The organism is Sorangium sp. So ce119, from assembly GCF_051524405.1.
GTDB classification, from domain to species: Bacteria; Myxococcota_A; Polyangia; order Polyangiales; family Polyangiaceae; genus Sorangium; species Sorangium cellulosum_G.
In genome coordinates this window covers 2284977-2302500 of record NZ_CP150310.1, presented here as the reverse complement: position 1 = coordinate 2302500, position 17524 = coordinate 2284977, and the positions used below count along the sequence as shown (strand labels likewise).

Genomic DNA, 17524 nt, shown 5'->3' with positions numbered 1-17524 from the left:
GATTTGACCGGGAACCGGCGGGGATGCGGGGATGGTGAGCAACGAGAAGCGGGCCGAGGGCCACGGCCGAACCGCTGCTCAGCGCAGCATCATCACGACCGCCCCCAGGACGGCGAAGACGATCAGGACGAGCAACTGCCGGACGGCGCGATGAGTGAGCCGCCGTCCGCCAGCCGTGTGCCTGCGTCCGCGGGCGACGGCGACCCCGGAGGCGGCCGTGATCAGCGCGACGGCGCAGGCCACGGCGACCGCCTGGGCCAGGAGGGCGCGATCGGGGTCCCGGACGCGCCACGCGAGCACGAGGATGGCCAGGCTCACGAGCGCGCCGAACGCGACCACCGCCGCGGCGAGCGGGGGCAGATGGGCCCGGGCCTGGAGGAGGGGGGCGTCCGGGTCCGGCTCCTGCGGGCGCCGCACGTCCCACCGATCGCGCCAGGAGAGCGCGAAGATGCCCCAGGCGATCGCGCCGATCGCCGCGCGGACCGGGTCGAGGCGCGACGGCTGGAGGGACGGCGACGCGAGCAGCCAGGTCAGCGTGGCGAGCGCCAGGAAGGCAGAGATGCCGAGGTGCCGCGCGAGGCGGCGGTGGGTCGCGGCGAGCAGCGGCGCAGCGGCGCCGCAGAGAAAGGCGAGCGTGGCGGCGATGCTGGCGGAAGTCGGCGCGCCGCGGCCGAAGGCGGCCGGCGCGACCGTGATCATCCACGCGACGATCGCCGCGAGCAGCGCCTGCGGAGCGCGGCCGGCGCCGAGACCCAGATCGAAGCGCCCTGCCCCGGGCTGCGCGGTCTCGGGGCCCTCCGAGCTCGACGGCCCCTCGACCCCGCGCGCCGGCCTCCCGCCGCGTCCGCCAGCGGCCGTGGCGGACGACTCCGCTTCGCGCGGAGCGCCGATCGAGATCGCACCGGGGGCGTCCGTGCTCATCGGCGAGCCGCTAGGCCAGGTTCCTCAGCAGGTTGCTGACGGGCAGCACCTCCTGCGCCGGCGCACGTGCGCCGGTGTCGTCGCCGCTCGCGCCCCCCTCCTCCCGGGCGACCTCGAGCCCGAGCCGCTTCCAGAGGCCCGTGTCGAACAGGTGGCTCGGACGCACGTTGCCGAGGGCGGCGAGCATGTTCTGCCGCGCCCCGGGGTGACGCGCGTCGAGCTCCGCGAGGAGCCGGCTCACCGCCTTGCGCTGGAGGTTCTCCTGAGATCCACACAGGTCGCACGGGATGATGGGGAAGCGCTCCTCCGCCGCGAACGCGGCGAGCTCGTCCTCGGCGCAGTAGATCAGCGGGCGGATCACGACGTTGTCGCCGTCATCGGAGACGAGCTTCGGCGGCATGGACTTGAGCTGGCCTGCGAAGATCAGGTTCAGCAGCAGCGTCGTCACGGCGTCGTCTCGGTGGTGGCCGAGGGCGATCTTCGAGCAGCCGAGCTCGCGCGCGATGCGGTAGATGATGCCGCGCCGCAGGCGGGAGCAGAGGGAGCAGTACGTCTTGTTCTCGGGGATCTTCTCGGTGACGATCGAGTAGGTGTCCTCGGAGATCATCCGGAACTCGTGGCCGCCCGCGGCCATGTAGTCCGCCAGGAGGTGTCCGGGGTAGCCAGGGTGCCCCTGGTCGATGTTGACCGCGATCACGCTGAACCGGACCGGCGCGCGGCGCGCGAGGTCCACGAGGAGCGCGTGCATCGCGTAGCTGTCCTTGCCCCCCGAGACAGCGCAGAGGATCCGATCGCCGTCGGCGATCATGTCGAAGTCGGTGATGGCGCGGCCCATGGCGCGCGCGAGCTTGCGGCGGAGTTGCACGATTTAACCGGTGAAGCCTTCGATGAGGCGGAGGAAGGTAAGCACGCCGTGGCCCGTCCCGCCCTTGGAGACGATGCCGTACGGCTTGCTCGCCATCGACGGGCCGGCGATGTCGACGTGGACCCAGGGGACATCGCCCACGAACTCGCGCAGGAACAGGGCCGCGGTGATGGCCCCTCCCCAGCGGTCGGCCGTGTGCTTGATGTCGGCCCAGTCGCTCTTCAGGCCCTCGCGGAGCTCCTCGACCAGCGGCATCTGCCACATCGACTCGCCGGTGGCCTTCGCGGCGCTCCGCACGCGCTCCGCGAGCTCCTCGCGGTTCGAGAAGAAGCCCGACACCGTCGGGCCGAGCGCCACCATGCAGGCGCCCGTGAGGGTGGCGTTGTCGACGATGAAGTCCGGCTTCAGCGCGCGCGCGTAAGCGAGGCAGTCCGCGAGGACGAGGCGCCCCTCCGCGTCGGTGTTGATGATCTCCACCGTCCTGCCGTCCAGGGAGCCGAAGATGTCTCCGGGGCGGTACGCCGCGCCATCGGGCATGTTCTCTGCAGAACCGATGATGCCGTGCACCTCGACGTTCGGCCTGGCGGCCGCGACGGCGGCCATCAGCGCGATCACGTTCGCGGCCCCGCCCATGTCCCCCTTCATCTCCTCCATGCCCGGAGCCGGCTTGATGCAGAGACCGCCGCTGTCGAAGGTCAGCCCCTTGCCCACGAAGACGAGCTTCCCCTTCGGCTTGCCGGAAGGAGTGTAGACCATGTGGATCAGCCGGGGCTCGCGCGCGCTCCCCTGCCCCACCGCCATGATGAGCTTCATGCCCCGCTTGATCAGCGCGGCCTTGTCGAACACCGTCACCTTGAGCCCGTGCTGCTTGCCGATGCCGGCGGCGACGCGCGCCAGGGCCTCGGGGTAGAGCTCGTTGGGCGGCTCGTTGACGAGATCGCGCGCGACGCAGATCGCCTCGCCGACCTGCTGGCCGAGCGCGACCGCGTCGCGCGCCGCCTTGCCCGGCTTGCCCTCGACGAGCACGGTGCCGCGCGAGAGCGCGAATTTGGGCACGCGATCGCCCGTGAAGTACCGGGTGAACCGGTAGGCCCCGAGCACGAGGCCCTCCGCGACGGACCGCTCCGCGCGCTCGACGCCGGGCGGCACCGCCACCGCGACGCTCTCGGCGCGCACGCCGTTCGCGAAGCGCGCGCCCTTCGCCGCGAGCACCCGGCACTCAACGTCGGTGACCTTGCCCGACCCGAGGCCGAGCAGCAGCACGCGGCCCGGCTTCAGCGCGCCGTTCGTCGCGAAGTCGATGCTCTGATCCTTCTTCCCCGTGAAGTCGTCCCGCTTGACCTGGTGGGCCACGTGCTCGCCCAGGGCCTCCACGAGCCTCGCGAGCACGCCCTCACCCGTCGAAGCGCCTTCCGGCACGCCGATGACGACGACGTCGACGGCGAGGCTCAGCGGGTCTGACGAGGCGAGGTTCACTTTGATCGGCATGCGGTCTCCTGAGCCCGGACGTGGAGGGTTTCCAGCGCGGCATCTAATCACGAAGGGCTAACCCCGTCGATGTGGACGATGCCCGCGAGCGGTCGGCCCGAGGCGCGGCAGGGAGAGCGCTTCCCACGCGACAGCGACGCGGCGCGCAGCGGCGCTCAGGTCCGCTCGGGCCTCGTCGTCGGCAGAAGGCTGGCGTGGGCGGGCGCCGCGGCCTCGACAGGCGCCATTGCGGCGGAGCGCCGAGGCGATGCCTCGCCGGACCAGGGCCCCCGCGTCCCCGCCCCGAACACCCGGTCGAGGGGCGTCAGCGCGCGGACCGGTAGATCTGGATCACGTCGGCGAGGAGCTTCAACGCCTCGGCGCGAGGACGCTGGAACGCGTTCCGCCCCATGATCGAACCGAAGGAGCCGCCCGCGGCCATCTCGCGCACGTCATCGAGCACGGCCTCGGTCGACCTCGACTCGCCGCCGGAGAAGATCACCACGCGTTTGCCGTTGAAGGTCGCCTGCACGACATGGCGGGTCCGGTCGGCGAGCGTCTGGATCGGGATGCTGTACTTCTCGTACATCTTCTTCGCCTCCTCCTGCTCGACATGAGCCGTCGGCGGCTTGACCTTGATGATGTGCGCGCCGAGCTGGGCCGCGATCGTCGCGGCATACGCGCAGACGTCGATGGCCGTCTCGCCCTGCTTGGACAGCCCGGCGCCGCGCGGATAGCTCCAGACGATGACGACCAGGCCCTTGCGCCTGGCCTCCAGGGTGATCTCGCGAAGGTCCTCGTACATGCGGTTCCTCGCGCCGGACCCGGGGTAGATCGTGTAGCCGACGCCGACGCAGCCGAGCCGGAGCGCGTCCTCGACCGAGCCGGTCACCGCCGAGATTGGCTGCTCCACCTTTGCCAGCGTGTCGCTGTTGTTGAGCTTCAGGATCAGCGGCACCTGGCCCGCGAACCTGGCCGCGCCCGCCTGCAGCGACCCGATCGGCGCCGCGTAGGCGCTGCACCCGGAGTCGATCGCGAGCTGAAAGTGGTAGTCGGGATCATAGGCCTCGGGGTTCGGAGCGAACGATCGCACAGGACCGTGCTCGAAGCCCTGATCCACGGGCAGGATCACCAGCTTGCCGGTGCCCGCGAGCGCTCCGTGGTCGAGCAACCGCACGAGGTTGGTCAGCGTGCCGGGGTTCTCGGAGGAGTACCAGGAGAGGATCTGCTCGACACGGGTCGTGAGCGCCATGAATCACTCCGTCGATGGTGTTGCAGTGAGGAACGCATGGCCCCCGAGGGCGCGAACCTGCCCCTCCCGATGCGCGCGTAGCAGCGCATACGGGCGGGCGAGCTCGGGCCGCATCGTCAGGAGTTGGACGAACGTGTCCAGCCAAACGCCCCCGAGGCCCGGTGCCCGGTGGATGTTGTACGGAGCCAGGGGATACGCAATTCTCGAAGCCGCGCCGGTCGGCTCTCGGGGGCAGCGGCAGCAGTCAGAGGCGCGAGCAGGCGGCGGGGCGGCGACGTCCATGGCCAACAACGCGGAGGGATCATGTCGCTCTCATCGGACCAACGGAACCTGAGCTGGAAGCCGCCGGAGGCCCAGTCACGGATCGGGATCACGCTCGAGACGTACATCCTCGAGGGAATGCTCGGGTTCCCCGCGGCGACGGGGGCGTTCACCTCGCTCCTGAACCAGTTCGGCCTGGCGGCGAAGCTCGTCACGTCCAAGGTCCGCCGGGCCGGCCTCGCCAATGTCCTCGGGTACACGGGACAGACCAACGTGCAGGGCGAGATCGTGCAGAAGCTCGACGAGGTCGCCAACGAGACGCTGCTCAGCGCGCTCGGGCGGCGCGGGCACTGCGCGGCCGTGGTCAGCGAGGAGCTCGGCGAGATGAGGCTCCTCTCCACGGACCCGCGCGCCAAGTACATCGTCGTCGTGGACCCGCTCGACGGCTCGTCCAACATCGACGTGAACATCTCGATCGGCACGATCTTCGGCGTGCTCCGCAAGAGCGACGCCAAGCTGGGCGCCGATCCCTCGGATTTCCTGCGCCCCGGCCGCGACCTCGTCGCGGCGGGCTACGTGCTCTACGGGTCGTCGACGCTGCTCGTCATCACGACCGGCCTCGGCGGCGTTCACGGGTTCACCTACGACCCGACCGTGGGTGAATTTTTCCTTTCCCACGAGAACATCCGTATCCCGGAGCGCGGCTCGACGTACTCCATCAACGAGGGCCACAGCGCGCGGTGGCCCGAGGAGGTGCGCCGCTGGAACGCCTGGATCAAGGAGGACAGCAAGCACGAGGGGAGGCCCTACGGCGCGCGGTACGTGGGATCGCTGGTCGCGGACGCGCACCGGACGCTCCTCAAGGGCGGCATCTTCGCCTACCCGGCCGATCGAGGCGGCCAGGGCAAGCTGCGGCTGCTCTACGAGGCGAACCCGTTCGCGTTCATCTTCGAGGCGGCCGGCGGCAAGGCGAGCACAGGGTCCCACCGCATCCTGGATCTGGTCCCGAAGTCGCTGCACGAGCGCGTGCCGCTCGTCCTCGGCTCGCCCCGCGACGTCGAGGACTACGAGCAGTTTCTGCGCGGCGAGCGCTGAGGCGGCGAGATCACGGCGCCGCCCCCTGCCCCGACGGGCCGCGGAGGGGGCGGCCCGCCGGTCAGACCCCCTGCGCGTCAGCGCCCCAGATCACCTTGTGGAGCTGGACCTGCACCCGGACGCGGAGGCCGTCGTCGAGCACCCACTGGACGAGATCTCTCGTCGAGAGCTTGCCCCAGACGCACGACGCGAGCAGCGTCACGCCGCGCACGTCGAGGCGCCGCTCGCGGATGGTGCCCCGCATCCACTCGTAGTCCGCCCGGTCGGCGAGCACGAACTTGATCTCGTCGCGCGGCGTGAGGTGGTCGAGGTTCGACCAGCGGTTCCGGTGGGACTCCCCCGAGCCGGGCGCCTTCAGGTCCATGATCTTGTGCACGCGCGGATCCACGCGCGAGACGTCGGCCTCGCCGCTGGTCTCGACGAGGACCGTGCGGCCGGCGTCGCAGAGCTCCGCGAGGAGCGGGAACGACGCGGGTTGCAGGAGCGGCTCTCCTCCGGTGAGCTCGACCAGCGGCGTGCCGAAGGCCAGCGCGCGCTCGAGGACGTCGCCGCGGCGGATCCGCTTGCCGCCGTGGAAGGCCTGCGTCGTGTCGCACCAGGTGCAGCGCAGGTTGCACCCGGTGAGCCGGACGAACGTGCATGGAAGCCCGGCGAACGTCGATTCGCCCTGCACGCTGGCGTAGATTTCGTGGACGACGAGGGTGTCTTCTTTCAAGGAAGCGACGCCTCCGAGGAGCCAGGTCGGCCTGGCAAGCTCCGCGCTGCCAGCGACCCGCGATGGGCGCAAGCTTTGGCCGCGCGGCGCGCGCAACGCAAGCGGCGCGAGGCGCTCAGCCGGAAGTGACGCTGACCTCGCCCGCCGCCACCGCCCGGAGGACGCCATCCGCGCCGCGGACCAGGAGGTGCCCCTCGGCGTCGATGCCCGCCGCGACGCCGGCCACGCCCGCCACCTCGACGCGGCGGTCGCGCAGCCAGTCCATGCGGTCGAGATCCTCGGCGAAGGGGGCGAGCCGCCCGGCCTCGAACCTCGCCGCCGCGTCGCCGATCGCCTGGAGCAGCTCCGCGGCGAGGACCTCGCGCGGGACGTCGTCGATCCCGAGCATCGCCAGCGACGTGGCCCGCGCCGAGAGCTCCGGCGGGAAGCGCGACGTGTGGACGTTCAGCCCGACGCCGACGATCACGCTGCTCACGGAGTCGCCGCGGAGCTGGGCCTCGACGAGGATGCCGGCCAGCTTGCGGCCCCCGACCAGCACGTCGTTCGGCCACTTGAGCCGCACCTCGGCCGGCGGGCCGCCGCCGGGCGCGCCGAGGCGCGCCGAGGACGCCAGCCGCCGCTCGACGACGGACGCCACGGCGAGCCCCATGACGAGGGCGATCGGCGCCACGCTGCTCGCCGGCAGGCTGGGGCGCAGCACCACCGAGAGGTAGAGGTTCTCCCCGGGCGGGGAGTGCCAGGAGCGCCCGCCGCGCCCGCGCCCCTGCGTCTGCGCGTCGGCGAGGAACGCAGCGCCGTGCGGCGCGCCGGCGGCGGCCGCGCTCCGCGCGTCGTCGTTCGTCGACGCGGTCTCCGCCGCCACGGCCAGCGGGCTGCCGAGCGACGCGCCGAGGCGCGAGAGCTCGCGCTCGATGGCCCGCGCGTCGAGCGGCCTCACAGCGAGAGATCCAGCGCGATGTCGGCCGCCCGCGCCGAGTGCGTCAGCGCCCCGACGCTGATGACGTCGATGCCCGCCGCCGCCAGCTCGGGGATGCGCTCCAGCGTGATGCCGCCGGAGACCTCCAGGAGAGGCCGGCCGCGCTGCGACGACCGCGCGCGCGCGGAGGCGGTCTTGACGTCGGCGAGCGTGAAGTTGTCGAGCATGATGATGTCCGCGCCCGCGGCCATCGCCTCGTCGAGCTCCTGGAGCGAGGCGACCTCGACCTCGACCTTCGTCGTGTGCGGGGCGCGCGCCCGCGCGCGGGCGATGGCCGTCGTGATGCCGCCCGCCGCGATGATGTGGTTGTCCTTGATCATCACCGCGCTCCCGAGGTTGTCTCGGTGGTTGTGCGCGCCGCCGACGCGCACCGCGTAGCGCTCCAGGGCGCGGAGGCCGGGCGTCGTCTTGCGGGTGTCGGTGATGCGCACGCCGGACCCGGCCGGGATCGCCGCGGCGTAGCGGCGCGCCTCGGAGGCCACGCCGCTCATCCGCTGCGCCAGGTTCAGCGCGGTCCGCTCCGCGCTGAGGAGCGTGCGCGCCGCGCCGCGCACCGTCCAGAGCACGGCGCCTGTGTCGACGGAGGTGCCGTCCGGGACGAGCACCTCGCCCTCCACCGCCGGATCCAGGCGCTCGAAGACGCGGAGGAACACGGCCCCCCCGCACGCGACGAGCGGCTTGCGCGCGACCGCCTTCGCGGTCGCGCGCGCGGAGGCCTCGACACAGGCCTCGGTGGTGAGATCGCCCCCCGCGAGATCTTCTTCCAGAGCGCGATCGATCAAGGCATCGAGCAACGGCGCAGCCAGCACAGGCATCTCCCTCAGCGCCGCCCCCTGGCGGCGCCCCCAGGTATACCCGCTCCAACGCGCGCGCATCGCGCCGTCGTACCGTCAAGGCCTCACAATGACGCACAGCGTTATGGCCAACCCCTGGGCCGGGGTTGCGACCTCGGCGGTATGGCTGCCCTGGACGGGACCCGGACGGGACGGATAGGGCTTGCGTCGCCGAAAAAACGGTGCCGATCGCGACCACCGCGACCTTGTGTCGCACAAATGGGGCTGACGTTCGTCTACCAGCCTGTGAGACTCTCCGAGCAACTCCAGCCCCAGCGCCCTCAACGGAGATCGATGCGTCCGCAGGCAGGCCAGGTCATCAACAACAAGTACCGACTCGTGCGCATCATCGGCGACGGCGGCATGGGGAGCGTCTACGAAGCCCGCCACGAGGTGCTGGGGACGACGGTCGCCCTCAAGTTTCTCCACCCCGAGCTGTCCCGCCGCTCGGGCCTGGTGCAGCGCTTCCTGCAGGAGGCGCGCGTCTCCGCGCAGATCCAGAGCGCGCACGTGGTCCGCGTGGTCGACGTCGACCAGACGACCTCCGGCCTGGCGTTCATCGTGATGGAGTACCTGGAGGGGAAGACGCTCCAGGCCCTCTACGAGGAGCTGTACCGGGCGGGCGTCCGGCTCGCGTACGCCGACGCGCTCGAGTACGCGATGCAGATGCTCGAGGGCGTCGAGGCCGCCCACCGCGCGGGCGTCGTCCACCGGGACCTCAAGCCGGACAACGTGATCATCACGAGGACGGCCAAGGGGGAGCCGCTCATCAAGCTGCTCGACTTCGGCATCGCCAAGCTGAAGGTCACGGGGGAGCTCGATCGCGGGCTCACGCGCCCCGGCGTGATCATGGGCACGCCCGAGTACATGGCCCCGGAGCAGGCGTACTCGGCGGACTCCGTGGACGCGCGCGCCGACATCTTCTCGCTGGGCGTCATCATCTTCGAGATGCTGGCCGGCCGCCGGCCCGTCGGCGGCGATGAGCCCCAGCAGATCGCGGGCGCCTACCTGTCGGGCCAGATATCGCGGCTCTCGGACCTCGCCCCCGAGATCGCGCCCGCCCTCTGCGCCGCCGTCCACCGCGCGATGGCGGCCTCGCCGCCCGATCGGTTCGCGACCACCGCCGAGTTCCGCAGCGCGCTCGAGCCGTTCGCCCGGGCCGCCCGCGCCCCCTCGGCGCTCACGCCCTCGCCCTCCGAGGTCAGCCTGGCGCGGTCGTCCGCGTCTGCCCTGCCGGCGGCCCTCGCGGCGCCCGGGGTGGCCTCGCCCTCCGCGCTGGCGCCCGCGACCAACCCGATGGGCGACGGCCGCATCAGCGCCGTGCCCAAGACGATCCCGCCGGAGGACGACGGGGCGCAGCGCGCCGTGAGCGGCCCCCCGGGAGCGCCCGGGGCCTCGACCCCCATGGGGGGCTTCTCGTCGGACGCCCGGGGCCCCTCCGCGTCGGCCCCGGGGTTCACGCCCAGGCCGGAACCCTCGTCGGGCCCGTACTTCGCCCAGGGGGGCTACCCTCCGGTCGGGCAGCCGGCGACGGTGAACGCCGCGCCGTACATGCCGCCGCACGGGATGCCCGGCGTGCCGGCCACGAGCCACGAGCCTGGGCCGTTCGACGTGTCGCCGCGCCCGGGCGGGACGGCGGTCGGAAACGCGCCTCCTTTCATGGGCCGGAGCTCGGCGGCGCCCGCGGGCGCGTTCAACGGCGGCCCGGCGCCCGGCTACGGAGGACCCTACGGCGGCGGCCCACAAGGGTACCTCCCCGGGACGGCGCCGATGGAGCCGCTGCCCGGGACCACGCACGGCGGCTCGGCGCACCGGGCGCAGCCGCCTCGGCGCGGGACGTCGGTGTTCACCATCCTGCTGCTCGCCACGGGGATCACCGGCGCCGTCGTGGGCGGCCTGTACATCGCCAACGAGGTCAACCGCGGGAGGCAGGCGGACGCGGTGCCCACCATGCCGACGCTCCAGCCGGCCATCACGGTCCCCTCGGATCCCGGCCCCGCCGTCACGACGCCGCCCGCCACGACGCCCCCCGCCGTGACGTCGCCCCCGGTCGAGCCGCCGCCGGTCGTCGCCAAGCCTCAGCCCAGGCCGCCCTCGACCTCGACCTCGAAGCCCCCGACGACGCCGAGCGCGACGGGGACACAGACACCGCCGACGCGCCCGAGCGGGACGACGATCATCCCCACGCTGCCGCCCCTCGTCATCCCCTCGACGTTCCCCCCGTTCCCGTTCCCTGGGTCGACCAGCGCACAGCCTCCGACCAGCCCGCCGACGACCACCACGCCGAACCCGCCGACGACCAGCCCGCCGACGACCACCACGCCCACCACGCCGTCCGAAAGGCCTCGACGACGCGTGATCATCGTACCGAACAACTGACTCGCCCGGCGCGCACGGTAGGATGCGATCCCGATGAGCAACCAGAATAGCGGTCCGCCGCCCGGATGGCCTGCGCCCCCGAGCGGCATGTACGGCCCTGGCAAGACCGTGCCCGGCGAGCCTCCGGTCGCAGGGCTCAACTCGCCTCAGGGCACCTTCCCCGTGTCTCCCGGCGCCGCGCCGCAGGACCCAGGAGCCGCAGGCGCGAGCGTCCCGCGAACCATCGTCGAGGGCGGGAGCAACAGCGCCCCGCCGCCCGGCGCGTACGGCGCTCCTCCGGGCGCTTACGGCGCTCCTCCGGGCGCTTACGGCGCAGGGCCGGCAGGTGGGGCCGGACCGTATGGCCCTGGTGCAACGGCGACGTACGACGGCCCCCCCGGAGCCGGGGGCGCTTACGGGCAACCGCCCCAGCCGCCCGCCGCCCCATTCGGCGGCTCGCCGTTCGGCGCACCCGGCGGACCCGGGGCTGCCGGCGCGCCGGGGTATCCTGCGGGGGGCGCTCACCAGATGCCGGGCGGCGCCCCGCCGTACGCGGCGCCGATGCCCGCGCGGCCTCGCCCGAAGAGCTCCGGCCTACCGCTCGCCTTGATCGGGCTCGGTGCGTTCGTGGTCTTCGGGGGCGGCGCGACCGCCTACTTCATGGCGCGCAGCGGCAGCTCGTCCGACGACGCCGCGCTGCCCGCGGTCGATGCGCCCCCGCCGACCCCCGTGTCGGTCGCCGGTGACGCGCCGCCGCCCCCGCCCGCGACCACCACGCCCGAGCCACCCCCGCCGGATCCGGTCCCCGTGGCAGCCCCGAAGCCGCCGCCGAAGACGCAACCCAAGCCGGCGTCGACGCCCAGCGCGGGCGCCACGACCACGCCTCCGGCGACCACGCCCACCGCGACCACGCCTCCGGTGACCCCGACGACGCCGTCCGCGACGACCCCCACGCCCTCCACGTCCTCGTCCGGCCGGCGGAGGATCGTGCTGCCCGGCAGGAACTGAGCGGATCCGCGCCGCCCGCGCCATCGCCGACAGCGGCGCGGCGGGCGCGATCCGGGCTCCCCCTGAGCCCGCTTGACATGGCGGTCAGGGTGAGCAGGTTCCGATGCCATGAGCAAATCCGGGATCGCCGCAGTCCTCTCGTTCCTTGTTCCGGGCGTTGGGCAGCTCTACAACGGCGCGTTTCTGCGCTGCATCTTCTGGCTGATCATCACGCCCGGCATGTGGATCGGCACGGGCGGTTGGCTCGGCTGGATCTGCCACCTGATCTCCGCGTACACCGCGTACCAGTACGCGAAACGCTCCGACGCCTGACCCGCGCCCCCGAGGCGAGCGCGCCCCCCGACGCGCTCGCTCAGGTCGCCTTCGCGAAGATCCTCTTCAGCACCTCGCCCGTCGCCGTCGCCTGACGCGCCACCTCGCGCGGGGTTCCCTCGGCCACGATACGTCCCCCGCCCGCGCCGCCCTCCGGGCCCAGCTCCACCACGTGATCCGCGCACGCGATGACCGCGGGGTGGTGCTCGATGATCACGAGCGTGTCGCCGCGCTCGACCAGGCGATCGAGCACGCGGACCAGCCGCGTCACGTCCGCCAGGTGCAGGCCGGTCGTGGGCTCGTCGAGCACGTAGAGCGTGGGCTTGGGGCGCGCGCCGGCCGTCAGCTCCGCCGCGAGCTTGAGCCGCTGGGCCTCGCCGCCCGAGAGCGTGTGCGAGCCCTGGCCGATGTGGAGGTAGCCGACGCCGAGATCGCACATGGTCGCGAGCGGCGCGCGGATCCGCGGGTGCGCCGCGAAGACCTCGACCGCCTCCTCGGCGGTGAGATCCAGGATCTCGCCGACGGACAGGCCGAGGTAGCGGACGTCGAGCGTCGCCGGCTCGAAGCGCGCGCCGCCGCACGCCTCACAGGGCGTGGTCACGTCGGGCAGGAACGACATCTCGTGCGCGATGACGCCCTGGCCCTCGCACGCGGGGCACCGCCCGCCGGAGGCCGTGTTGAAGGAGAACCGCGCCGGGCCGTAGCCGCGCACCTGCGCGTCGGGGCACGCGGCGTAGAGCTTGCGGACCTCGTCCCAGACGCCCAGGAACGTCGCCGGGACCGAGCGCGGCGTCCGCCCGATGGGCGACTGGTCGACGGCCACCGCCCGCAGGATGCTCTTCGGCAGCTTGAGGGCCTTGTGCGGGCCCGGCTCGGGCGCCTCGAGCTTCAGCGCGCGGCGCGCGGCGGGGTAGAGCACCTTCTGGATCAGCGTGCTCTTCCCCGAGCCCGACACCCCGGCGACCACCGTCATCCGGCCCGCGGGGATCCGGAGCGCGTCCCCCTGGAGGTTGTGCGCGCGCGCCCCGAGCAGCTCGATCTGCTCGCGCGCCGGAGGGCGCGCCGGGCGCGCGCTGAGCAGGGCGTCCTCGCCGGCGAGCGCGCGGGCCGTCGGTGAGTCGGGGTTCGCGAGCACCTCGCGCGCCGCGCCCGCCGCGACGATCCTGCCGCCCTTGCGCCCGCCCGAGGGGCCGAGGTCGATCAGGTGATCCGCGGCGCGGATCGTGTCGGCGTCGTGCTCCACCATGAGCACGGTGCTCCCCATGGCGGCGAGCCGCCGCAGGTTGTCGAGCAGCCGATCGGTGTCGCGCGGGTGCAGGCCGATCGTCGGCTCGTCGAGCACGTACAGCGCGCCGGTGAGGCCGCTGCCGAGCTGCGCCGCGAGGCGCAGGCGCTGCATCTCGCCGCCCGAGAGCGTGGACGCGCGCCGGTCGAGCGTCAGGTAGCCGAGGCCCACCTGGCAGACGAAGTCGAGCCGGCGGCAGAGCTCCTTGTGCGGCGCCTCGGCGATCAGCGCGCGATCGCCCGTGAAGCGCAGCCCCTTCGCCCACGCGGCCGCGGCGGCGACCGACCGGCCGGACGCCTGGTGGTACCGCTCGCCGGCGAGGCGCACGGCGCGCGGGATCGGCGCGAGGCGCGAGCCCCCGCAGGCCTCGCACGGATCGGGCGTCGCGAGCGCGTCGTCGTCGAAGTCCGAGGCGCCCGTCCCCTCGCACGCCTCGCAGCGGCCCTGCTTCGTGTTGAACGAGAACCAGCGCGGATCGAGCTCCGGGACGCCGACGCCGCAGCGCGGGCAGGTGCGCGTCGTGGAGAGGAGCTGCTCGCCGCCGCGGCCGCCGGCGAGCTTCACCGCCCCGCGCCCGAAGGCGAGGGCGCGATCGAAGAGCGCGCGATCGAGGCCGTCCATGCGCCCCTCGTACATCACGAGGTCGATCGAGTGCTCGCGGCGCTTGTCGAGGCGCGGCGGGCTGTCGGTCGCGCACGGCTCGCCGTCGGCGAGCGCGCGGGTGATGCCGGCGCGGGCGGCGGCGGTGAACACGTCGAGGTACGTCCCCTTGCGCGCCACGACCGCGGGCGCGAGGAGCGTCCGCGCGCCGCGCGTCGCGAGGAGCGCGCGGTAGACCTCGTCCGGCGAGCGCGCCTCGATCGGCACGTCGCAGTCCGGGCACCGCGCCTCGCCGACCTTGGCGTAGAGCAGCCGCAGGTAGTGCGCGATCTCGGTCACGGTCGCGACGGTCGAGTTGGCGCCGGAGCGCGTGGTGCGCTGCTCGAGCGCGATCGACGGCGGCACGCCGGTGACGCGGTCCACGTCCGGCCGCGGCAGCGTGGGGAGGAACTGGCGCGCGTAGGGGGTGAGCGTCTCGAGGAAGCGCCGCTGGCCCTCGGCGAAGACGACGTCAAAGGCGAGCGTGCTCTTGCCGGAGCCGCTCGGGCCCGTGACGACGACGATCTGGCCGTGCGGGATCACGGTCGAGACCTCGGCGAGGTTGTGCTCGCGCGCGCCCTCCACCTCGATCCGTCCCCGGTCGAGCGGCGCGCGCGCGGCGCCGTTACCGCCGCGCCTGGCGGGCTTCGGGGCGGCGGTCGCCGCGGCCGCCGCGCCGCGCCGAGGTCGCCGCGCTGCGCCCTCGCCGCGCTGCGCGAACCAGTCGGCGAGCGAGCTGCCGGTCCGCCCCGTCGTCCTGGCCACCTGCTCGGGCGTCCCTTCGGCCACGACGCGCCCGCCCTCGCTGCCCGCGCCCGGCCCGAGGTCGATGACCCAGTCGGCCGCCGCGATGACGTCGAGATCGTGATCGACGACGATCACCGAGGCGCCCTCGGCCACGAGCACGGAGAGCGCGGCGTTGAGGTGCTTTACCTCCTCCGGGTGCAGCCCGGCGCTCGGCTCGTCGAGGAGGAAGAGCGCGCCCGCGCACGGCTCGCCGAGCGCGCGCGCGATCTTGAGCCGCTGCGCCTCGCCGCCCGAGAGCGTCGAGAGCGGCTGGCCGAGCGTGAGGTAGCCGAGGCCGAGCTGCTTGAGCGGCGCGAGCGCCCGCCGGACGGCGGGCTCCCGCGCGAAGGCGTCGAACGCCTCGTCGATCGAGAGATCGAGCACGTCGGCGACCGAGCGGCCGTCGAGCTTCACCTCGAGCACCTCGTCGCGGAACCGCTTGCCCTTGCAGGTCGGGCAGGTCAGCGACACGTCGGCCAGGAACTGCATCTCGATCGTCTCGCTCCCCTCGCCCGAGCACGCCTCGCAGCGCCCGAGCGCGACGTTGAACGAGAAGTGGCCGGGCCCGAGGTCCCGCGCCGCTGCCTCCGGCTGCTCCGCGAAGAGCGCGCGGACGCGGTTCCAGGCGCCGGTGTAGGTCGCGGGGTTGCCCCGGGAGGTGCGCCCGAGCGGCGCCTGATCGACGAGCGTGATCGTGCGGATGTCGGCCGTGCCCTCGATGCGCCTGTACAGGCCGGGCGCCTCGACGTCCTTGTAGCCGCGCGCCCGCGCGACGTGCCGGTAGAGCACGTCATTCACCAGCGTGCTCTTGCCCGAGCCGCTCGGCCCCGTGATCGCCGCGACGACGCCGAGCGGGATGTCGACGGTGACGTCGCGGAGGTTGTTCTCGCGCGCGCCGTGGATCGAGATCTTGCCGGTCGGCGCGCGGCGCTCCGCGCGCGCCGCGACCAGCGGGCTGCGCGCGGCGAGCCCCTCGGGCGGGCCGTCGAAGGTGACGCGCCCGCCCTGCTTGCCCGCGCCGGGGCCCAGCTCGACGACGCGATCGCTCGCCCGGATGACGAGGGGCTCGTGCTCGATGACGAGCACGGCGTTGCCGCGGTCAGCGAGCTCGCGCATGGCCGCGATGAGCGGCGGGATGTCCGTCGGGTGCAGGCCGACGGTCGGCTCGTCGAGCACGAAGAGCGCGCCCGTCAGCGAGGTGCCGAGCGCCGCGGTGAGCGCGACGCGCTGCGCCTCGCCGCCCGAGAGCGTGCGCGCCTGGCGAGAGAGCGAGAGGTAGCCGAGCCCGACCCGCTCGAGGTAGCCGAGCCGCGCGATGAGCTCGCGGCGCGCCATCTCCCCCTGGCCGGTCTGGGGGCGCTCGGCCTCGAGCCGCGCGCGGGCGTCGCGGAGCTCTAGCTCGTGCCACGCGGCGAGATCGAGGCCGCCGACGCGGTAGAGGAGCGACTCGGGGGAGAGCCGCTTGCCGCTGCACGCGCCGCAGACGTCGTAGGTGCGGTAGCGCGCGAGCAGCACGCGGACGTGCATCTTGTAGGTGCGCGTCTCGAGCCAGCGGAACCAGGCCTTCACGCCGGGGTACTTCCCCTGGTTCCACGTGCCCTCGCCCTCGAGCACGAGCGCGCGCTGCGCCTCGGAGAGCTCGCGCCACGGCCGGTCGGTGCGGATCCCGTTCCGCTCGCAGAACGCGCGGAGCACCTTCCGCTCCCAGGTGGTCGAGCGGCCGTTCCAGGGGCGGATCGCGCCGCCCGCGATCGATTTGGCCGGGTCCGGGATCACCTTGTCGTAGTCGATGCCGAGGGTGCGGCCGAAGCCGCGGCACGAGGTGCACGCGCCGGTCGGGGACTGGTACGAGAACAGCCCCGGGCGCGGCGGATCGAAGGCGCGCGCGCACGAGGGACAGGCGAGCCCGCGCACGAGCCGGAGCCGCGTCGACCCCGCCCCGTTGCCGTTCGGCTCCTCGCTCTTGCGGTGCAGGTGGAGCGACGCGTCGCCGCCGCCGCCCTTCCACGCCTCCTCGATGGCGGCGCCGAGGCGCCGGCGCTCCCGGGGGGCGACGCGGACGCGATCGACGATGACCTCGACCTTGTCCGTGCCGCTCAGCGCCTCGGAGGGCGCCACGCTGTCGATGTCGCGCGCCTCCCCGCGGACGAGCAGGCGGCGGTAGCCGGCGGAGAGCAGCGACTCGCGCACGTCGAGGAAGCGCTCGGCGCCCGCGACGGGGATCGGGTACGTGACGAGCGCGGTCGCCCCCTCGTGCGCGCTCGCGGCGAGGTCGGCCGCGCGCGCGGGGTCGGTCCGCGCGGCGGGCGCGTCGCACGAGGGGCAGACGGGCACCGCCTCGCGCGCGAAGAGCGCGCAGAAGTACGGCTCGAGATCGGCCATGGTGGCGACGGTCGACCGCGAGCTCTTGACCGGCGCGCGGCGATCGACGGCGACGCCGGCCGCCACGGGCTCGAGCGCGTCGATCGGCGGCCGCTCGAGCCGCTCGAGGAACTGGCGCGCGTACGGGCTGAAGCTCTCGACGAACCTGCGTTGTCCTTCGGAGTAGAGCGTGTCGAGCGCGAGCGAGGATTTTCCGGCGCCGGACACGCCGGCGATGGCCACGAGCTCGCCGGGCCGGAAGTCGAGGTCGATGCCCTGGAGGTTGTGCGTGCGGGCGCCGCGGAGACAGATCGATTGCATAGAGGCGCGGAAGGGTGGGCCCCGCGGGGATGGCGTCCGGAGCGGACAGGCCCGCGTGAAACCGCGAGT

12 protein-coding genes are annotated in these 17524 nt (G+C 73.4%); 4 read left to right on the top strand and 8 right to left on the bottom strand.

The features are described 5' to 3' along the window. Positions 1-78: 78 nt before the first annotated feature. The 4 genes from WME76_RS09005 to WME76_RS08990 all read right to left on the bottom strand — a co-directional run bounded on the left by WME76_RS09005 (position 79) and on the right by WME76_RS08990 (position 4505). Positions 79-921 (bottom strand): hypothetical protein, encoded by an 843-nt coding sequence (locus WME76_RS09005; protein WP_437959753.1) that lies wholly within the window; start codon positions 919-921, stop codon positions 79-81. 10 nt (positions 922-931) lie between these two features. Beyond that, complete coding sequence (gene ttcA / locus WME76_RS09000; RefSeq protein WP_437959752.1) at positions 932-1786, bottom strand: tRNA 2-thiocytidine(32) synthetase TtcA; 855 nt, start codon at positions 1784-1786, stop codon at positions 932-934. A 3-nt stretch (positions 1787-1789) separates the two neighbouring features. Continuing rightward, positions 1790-3274, bottom strand: coding sequence for a leucyl aminopeptidase (locus WME76_RS08995; RefSeq protein ID WP_437959751.1), 1485 nt, complete (start codon positions 3272-3274; stop codon positions 1790-1792). Between the two features lie 304 nt (positions 3275-3578). Beyond that, positions 3579-4505, bottom strand: coding sequence for a class I fructose-bisphosphate aldolase (locus tag WME76_RS08990; protein WP_437959750.1), 927 nt, complete (start codon positions 4503-4505; stop codon positions 3579-3581). A gap of 303 nt (positions 4506-4808) precedes the next feature. On the opposite strand from WME76_RS08990, the gene fbp reads away from it, so the two are divergent. Next, positions 4809-5861: a class 1 fructose-bisphosphatase gene (fbp, locus tag WME76_RS08985; RefSeq protein WP_437959749.1), complete on the top strand. Its 1053-nt coding sequence runs from the start codon at positions 4809-4811 to the stop codon at positions 5859-5861. Between the two features lie 61 nt (positions 5862-5922). On the opposite strand, the gene WME76_RS08980 is transcribed toward fbp, so the two are convergent. The 3 genes from WME76_RS08980 to nadC form a co-directional block, all read right to left on the bottom strand. Beyond that, positions 5923-6576, bottom strand: a complete 654-nt coding sequence (locus tag WME76_RS08980; protein ID WP_437959748.1) for a radical SAM protein — start codon at positions 6574-6576, stop codon at positions 5923-5925. Between the two features lie 115 nt (positions 6577-6691). Further along, complete coding sequence (locus WME76_RS08975) at positions 6692-7513, bottom strand: biotin--[acetyl-CoA-carboxylase] ligase (protein WP_437959747.1); 822 nt, start codon at positions 7511-7513, stop codon at positions 6692-6694. Continuing rightward, entirely contained in the window at positions 7510-8361 is an 852-nt protein-coding gene (gene nadC / locus WME76_RS08970) for a carboxylating nicotinate-nucleotide diphosphorylase (protein ID WP_437962094.1), read from the bottom strand. The genes WME76_RS08975 and nadC overlap by 4 nt, the downstream gene beginning before the upstream one ends. Before the next feature lie 318 nt (positions 8362-8679). Between nadC and WME76_RS08965 the strand changes: the two genes are divergently transcribed. From WME76_RS08965 to WME76_RS08955, 3 genes are all read left to right on the top strand, one after another. Then, positions 8680-10764, top strand: a complete 2085-nt coding sequence (locus tag WME76_RS08965; protein WP_437959746.1) for a protein kinase domain-containing protein — start codon at positions 8680-8682, stop codon at positions 10762-10764. 33 nt (positions 10765-10797) lie between these two features. Beyond that, positions 10798-11751, top strand: coding sequence for a hypothetical protein (locus tag WME76_RS08960; protein WP_437959745.1), 954 nt, complete (start codon positions 10798-10800; stop codon positions 11749-11751). Between the two features lie 108 nt (positions 11752-11859). Continuing rightward, on the top strand, positions 11860-12063 hold the full coding sequence (locus WME76_RS08955; protein ID WP_437959744.1) for a hypothetical protein: 204 nt from the start codon (positions 11860-11862) through the stop codon (positions 12061-12063). A 40-nt stretch (positions 12064-12103) separates the two neighbouring features. On the opposite strand, the gene uvrA is transcribed toward WME76_RS08955, so the two are convergent. Beyond that, positions 12104-17455 (bottom strand): excinuclease ABC subunit UvrA, encoded by a 5352-nt coding sequence (gene uvrA, locus WME76_RS08950; RefSeq protein ID WP_437959743.1) that lies wholly within the window; start codon positions 17453-17455, stop codon positions 12104-12106. Between the last annotated feature and the right edge of the window lie 69 nt (positions 17456-17524).

Excerpts from the sequence above, each read along its gene's own strand:
- uvrA (WP_437959743.1), bottom strand. The coding sequence starts at position 17,455 with ATGCAATCGATCTGTCTCCGCGGCGCCCGCACGCACAACCTCCAGGGC.
- WME76_RS08960 (WP_437959745.1), top strand. The coding sequence starts at position 10,798 with ATGAGCAACCAGAATAGCGGTCCGCCGCCCGGATGGCCTGCGCCCCCG.
- WME76_RS08965 (WP_437959746.1), top strand. The coding sequence starts at position 8,680 with ATGCGTCCGCAGGCAGGCCAGGTCATCAACAACAAGTACCGACTCGTG.
- WME76_RS08995 (WP_437959751.1), bottom strand. The coding sequence starts at position 3,274 with ATGCCGATCAAAGTGAACCTCGCCTCGTCAGACCCGCTGAGCCTCGCC.
- WME76_RS08990 (WP_437959750.1), bottom strand. The coding sequence starts at position 4,505 with ATGGCGCTCACGACCCGTGTCGAGCAGATCCTCTCCTGGTACTCCTCC.
- WME76_RS09005 (WP_437959753.1), bottom strand. The coding sequence starts at position 921 with ATGAGCACGGACGCCCCCGGTGCGATCTCGATCGGCGCTCCGCGCGAA.
- WME76_RS08955 (WP_437959744.1), top strand. The coding sequence starts at position 11,860 with ATGAGCAAATCCGGGATCGCCGCAGTCCTCTCGTTCCTTGTTCCGGGC.
- fbp (WP_437959749.1), top strand. The coding sequence starts at position 4,809 with ATGTCGCTCTCATCGGACCAACGGAACCTGAGCTGGAAGCCGCCGGAG.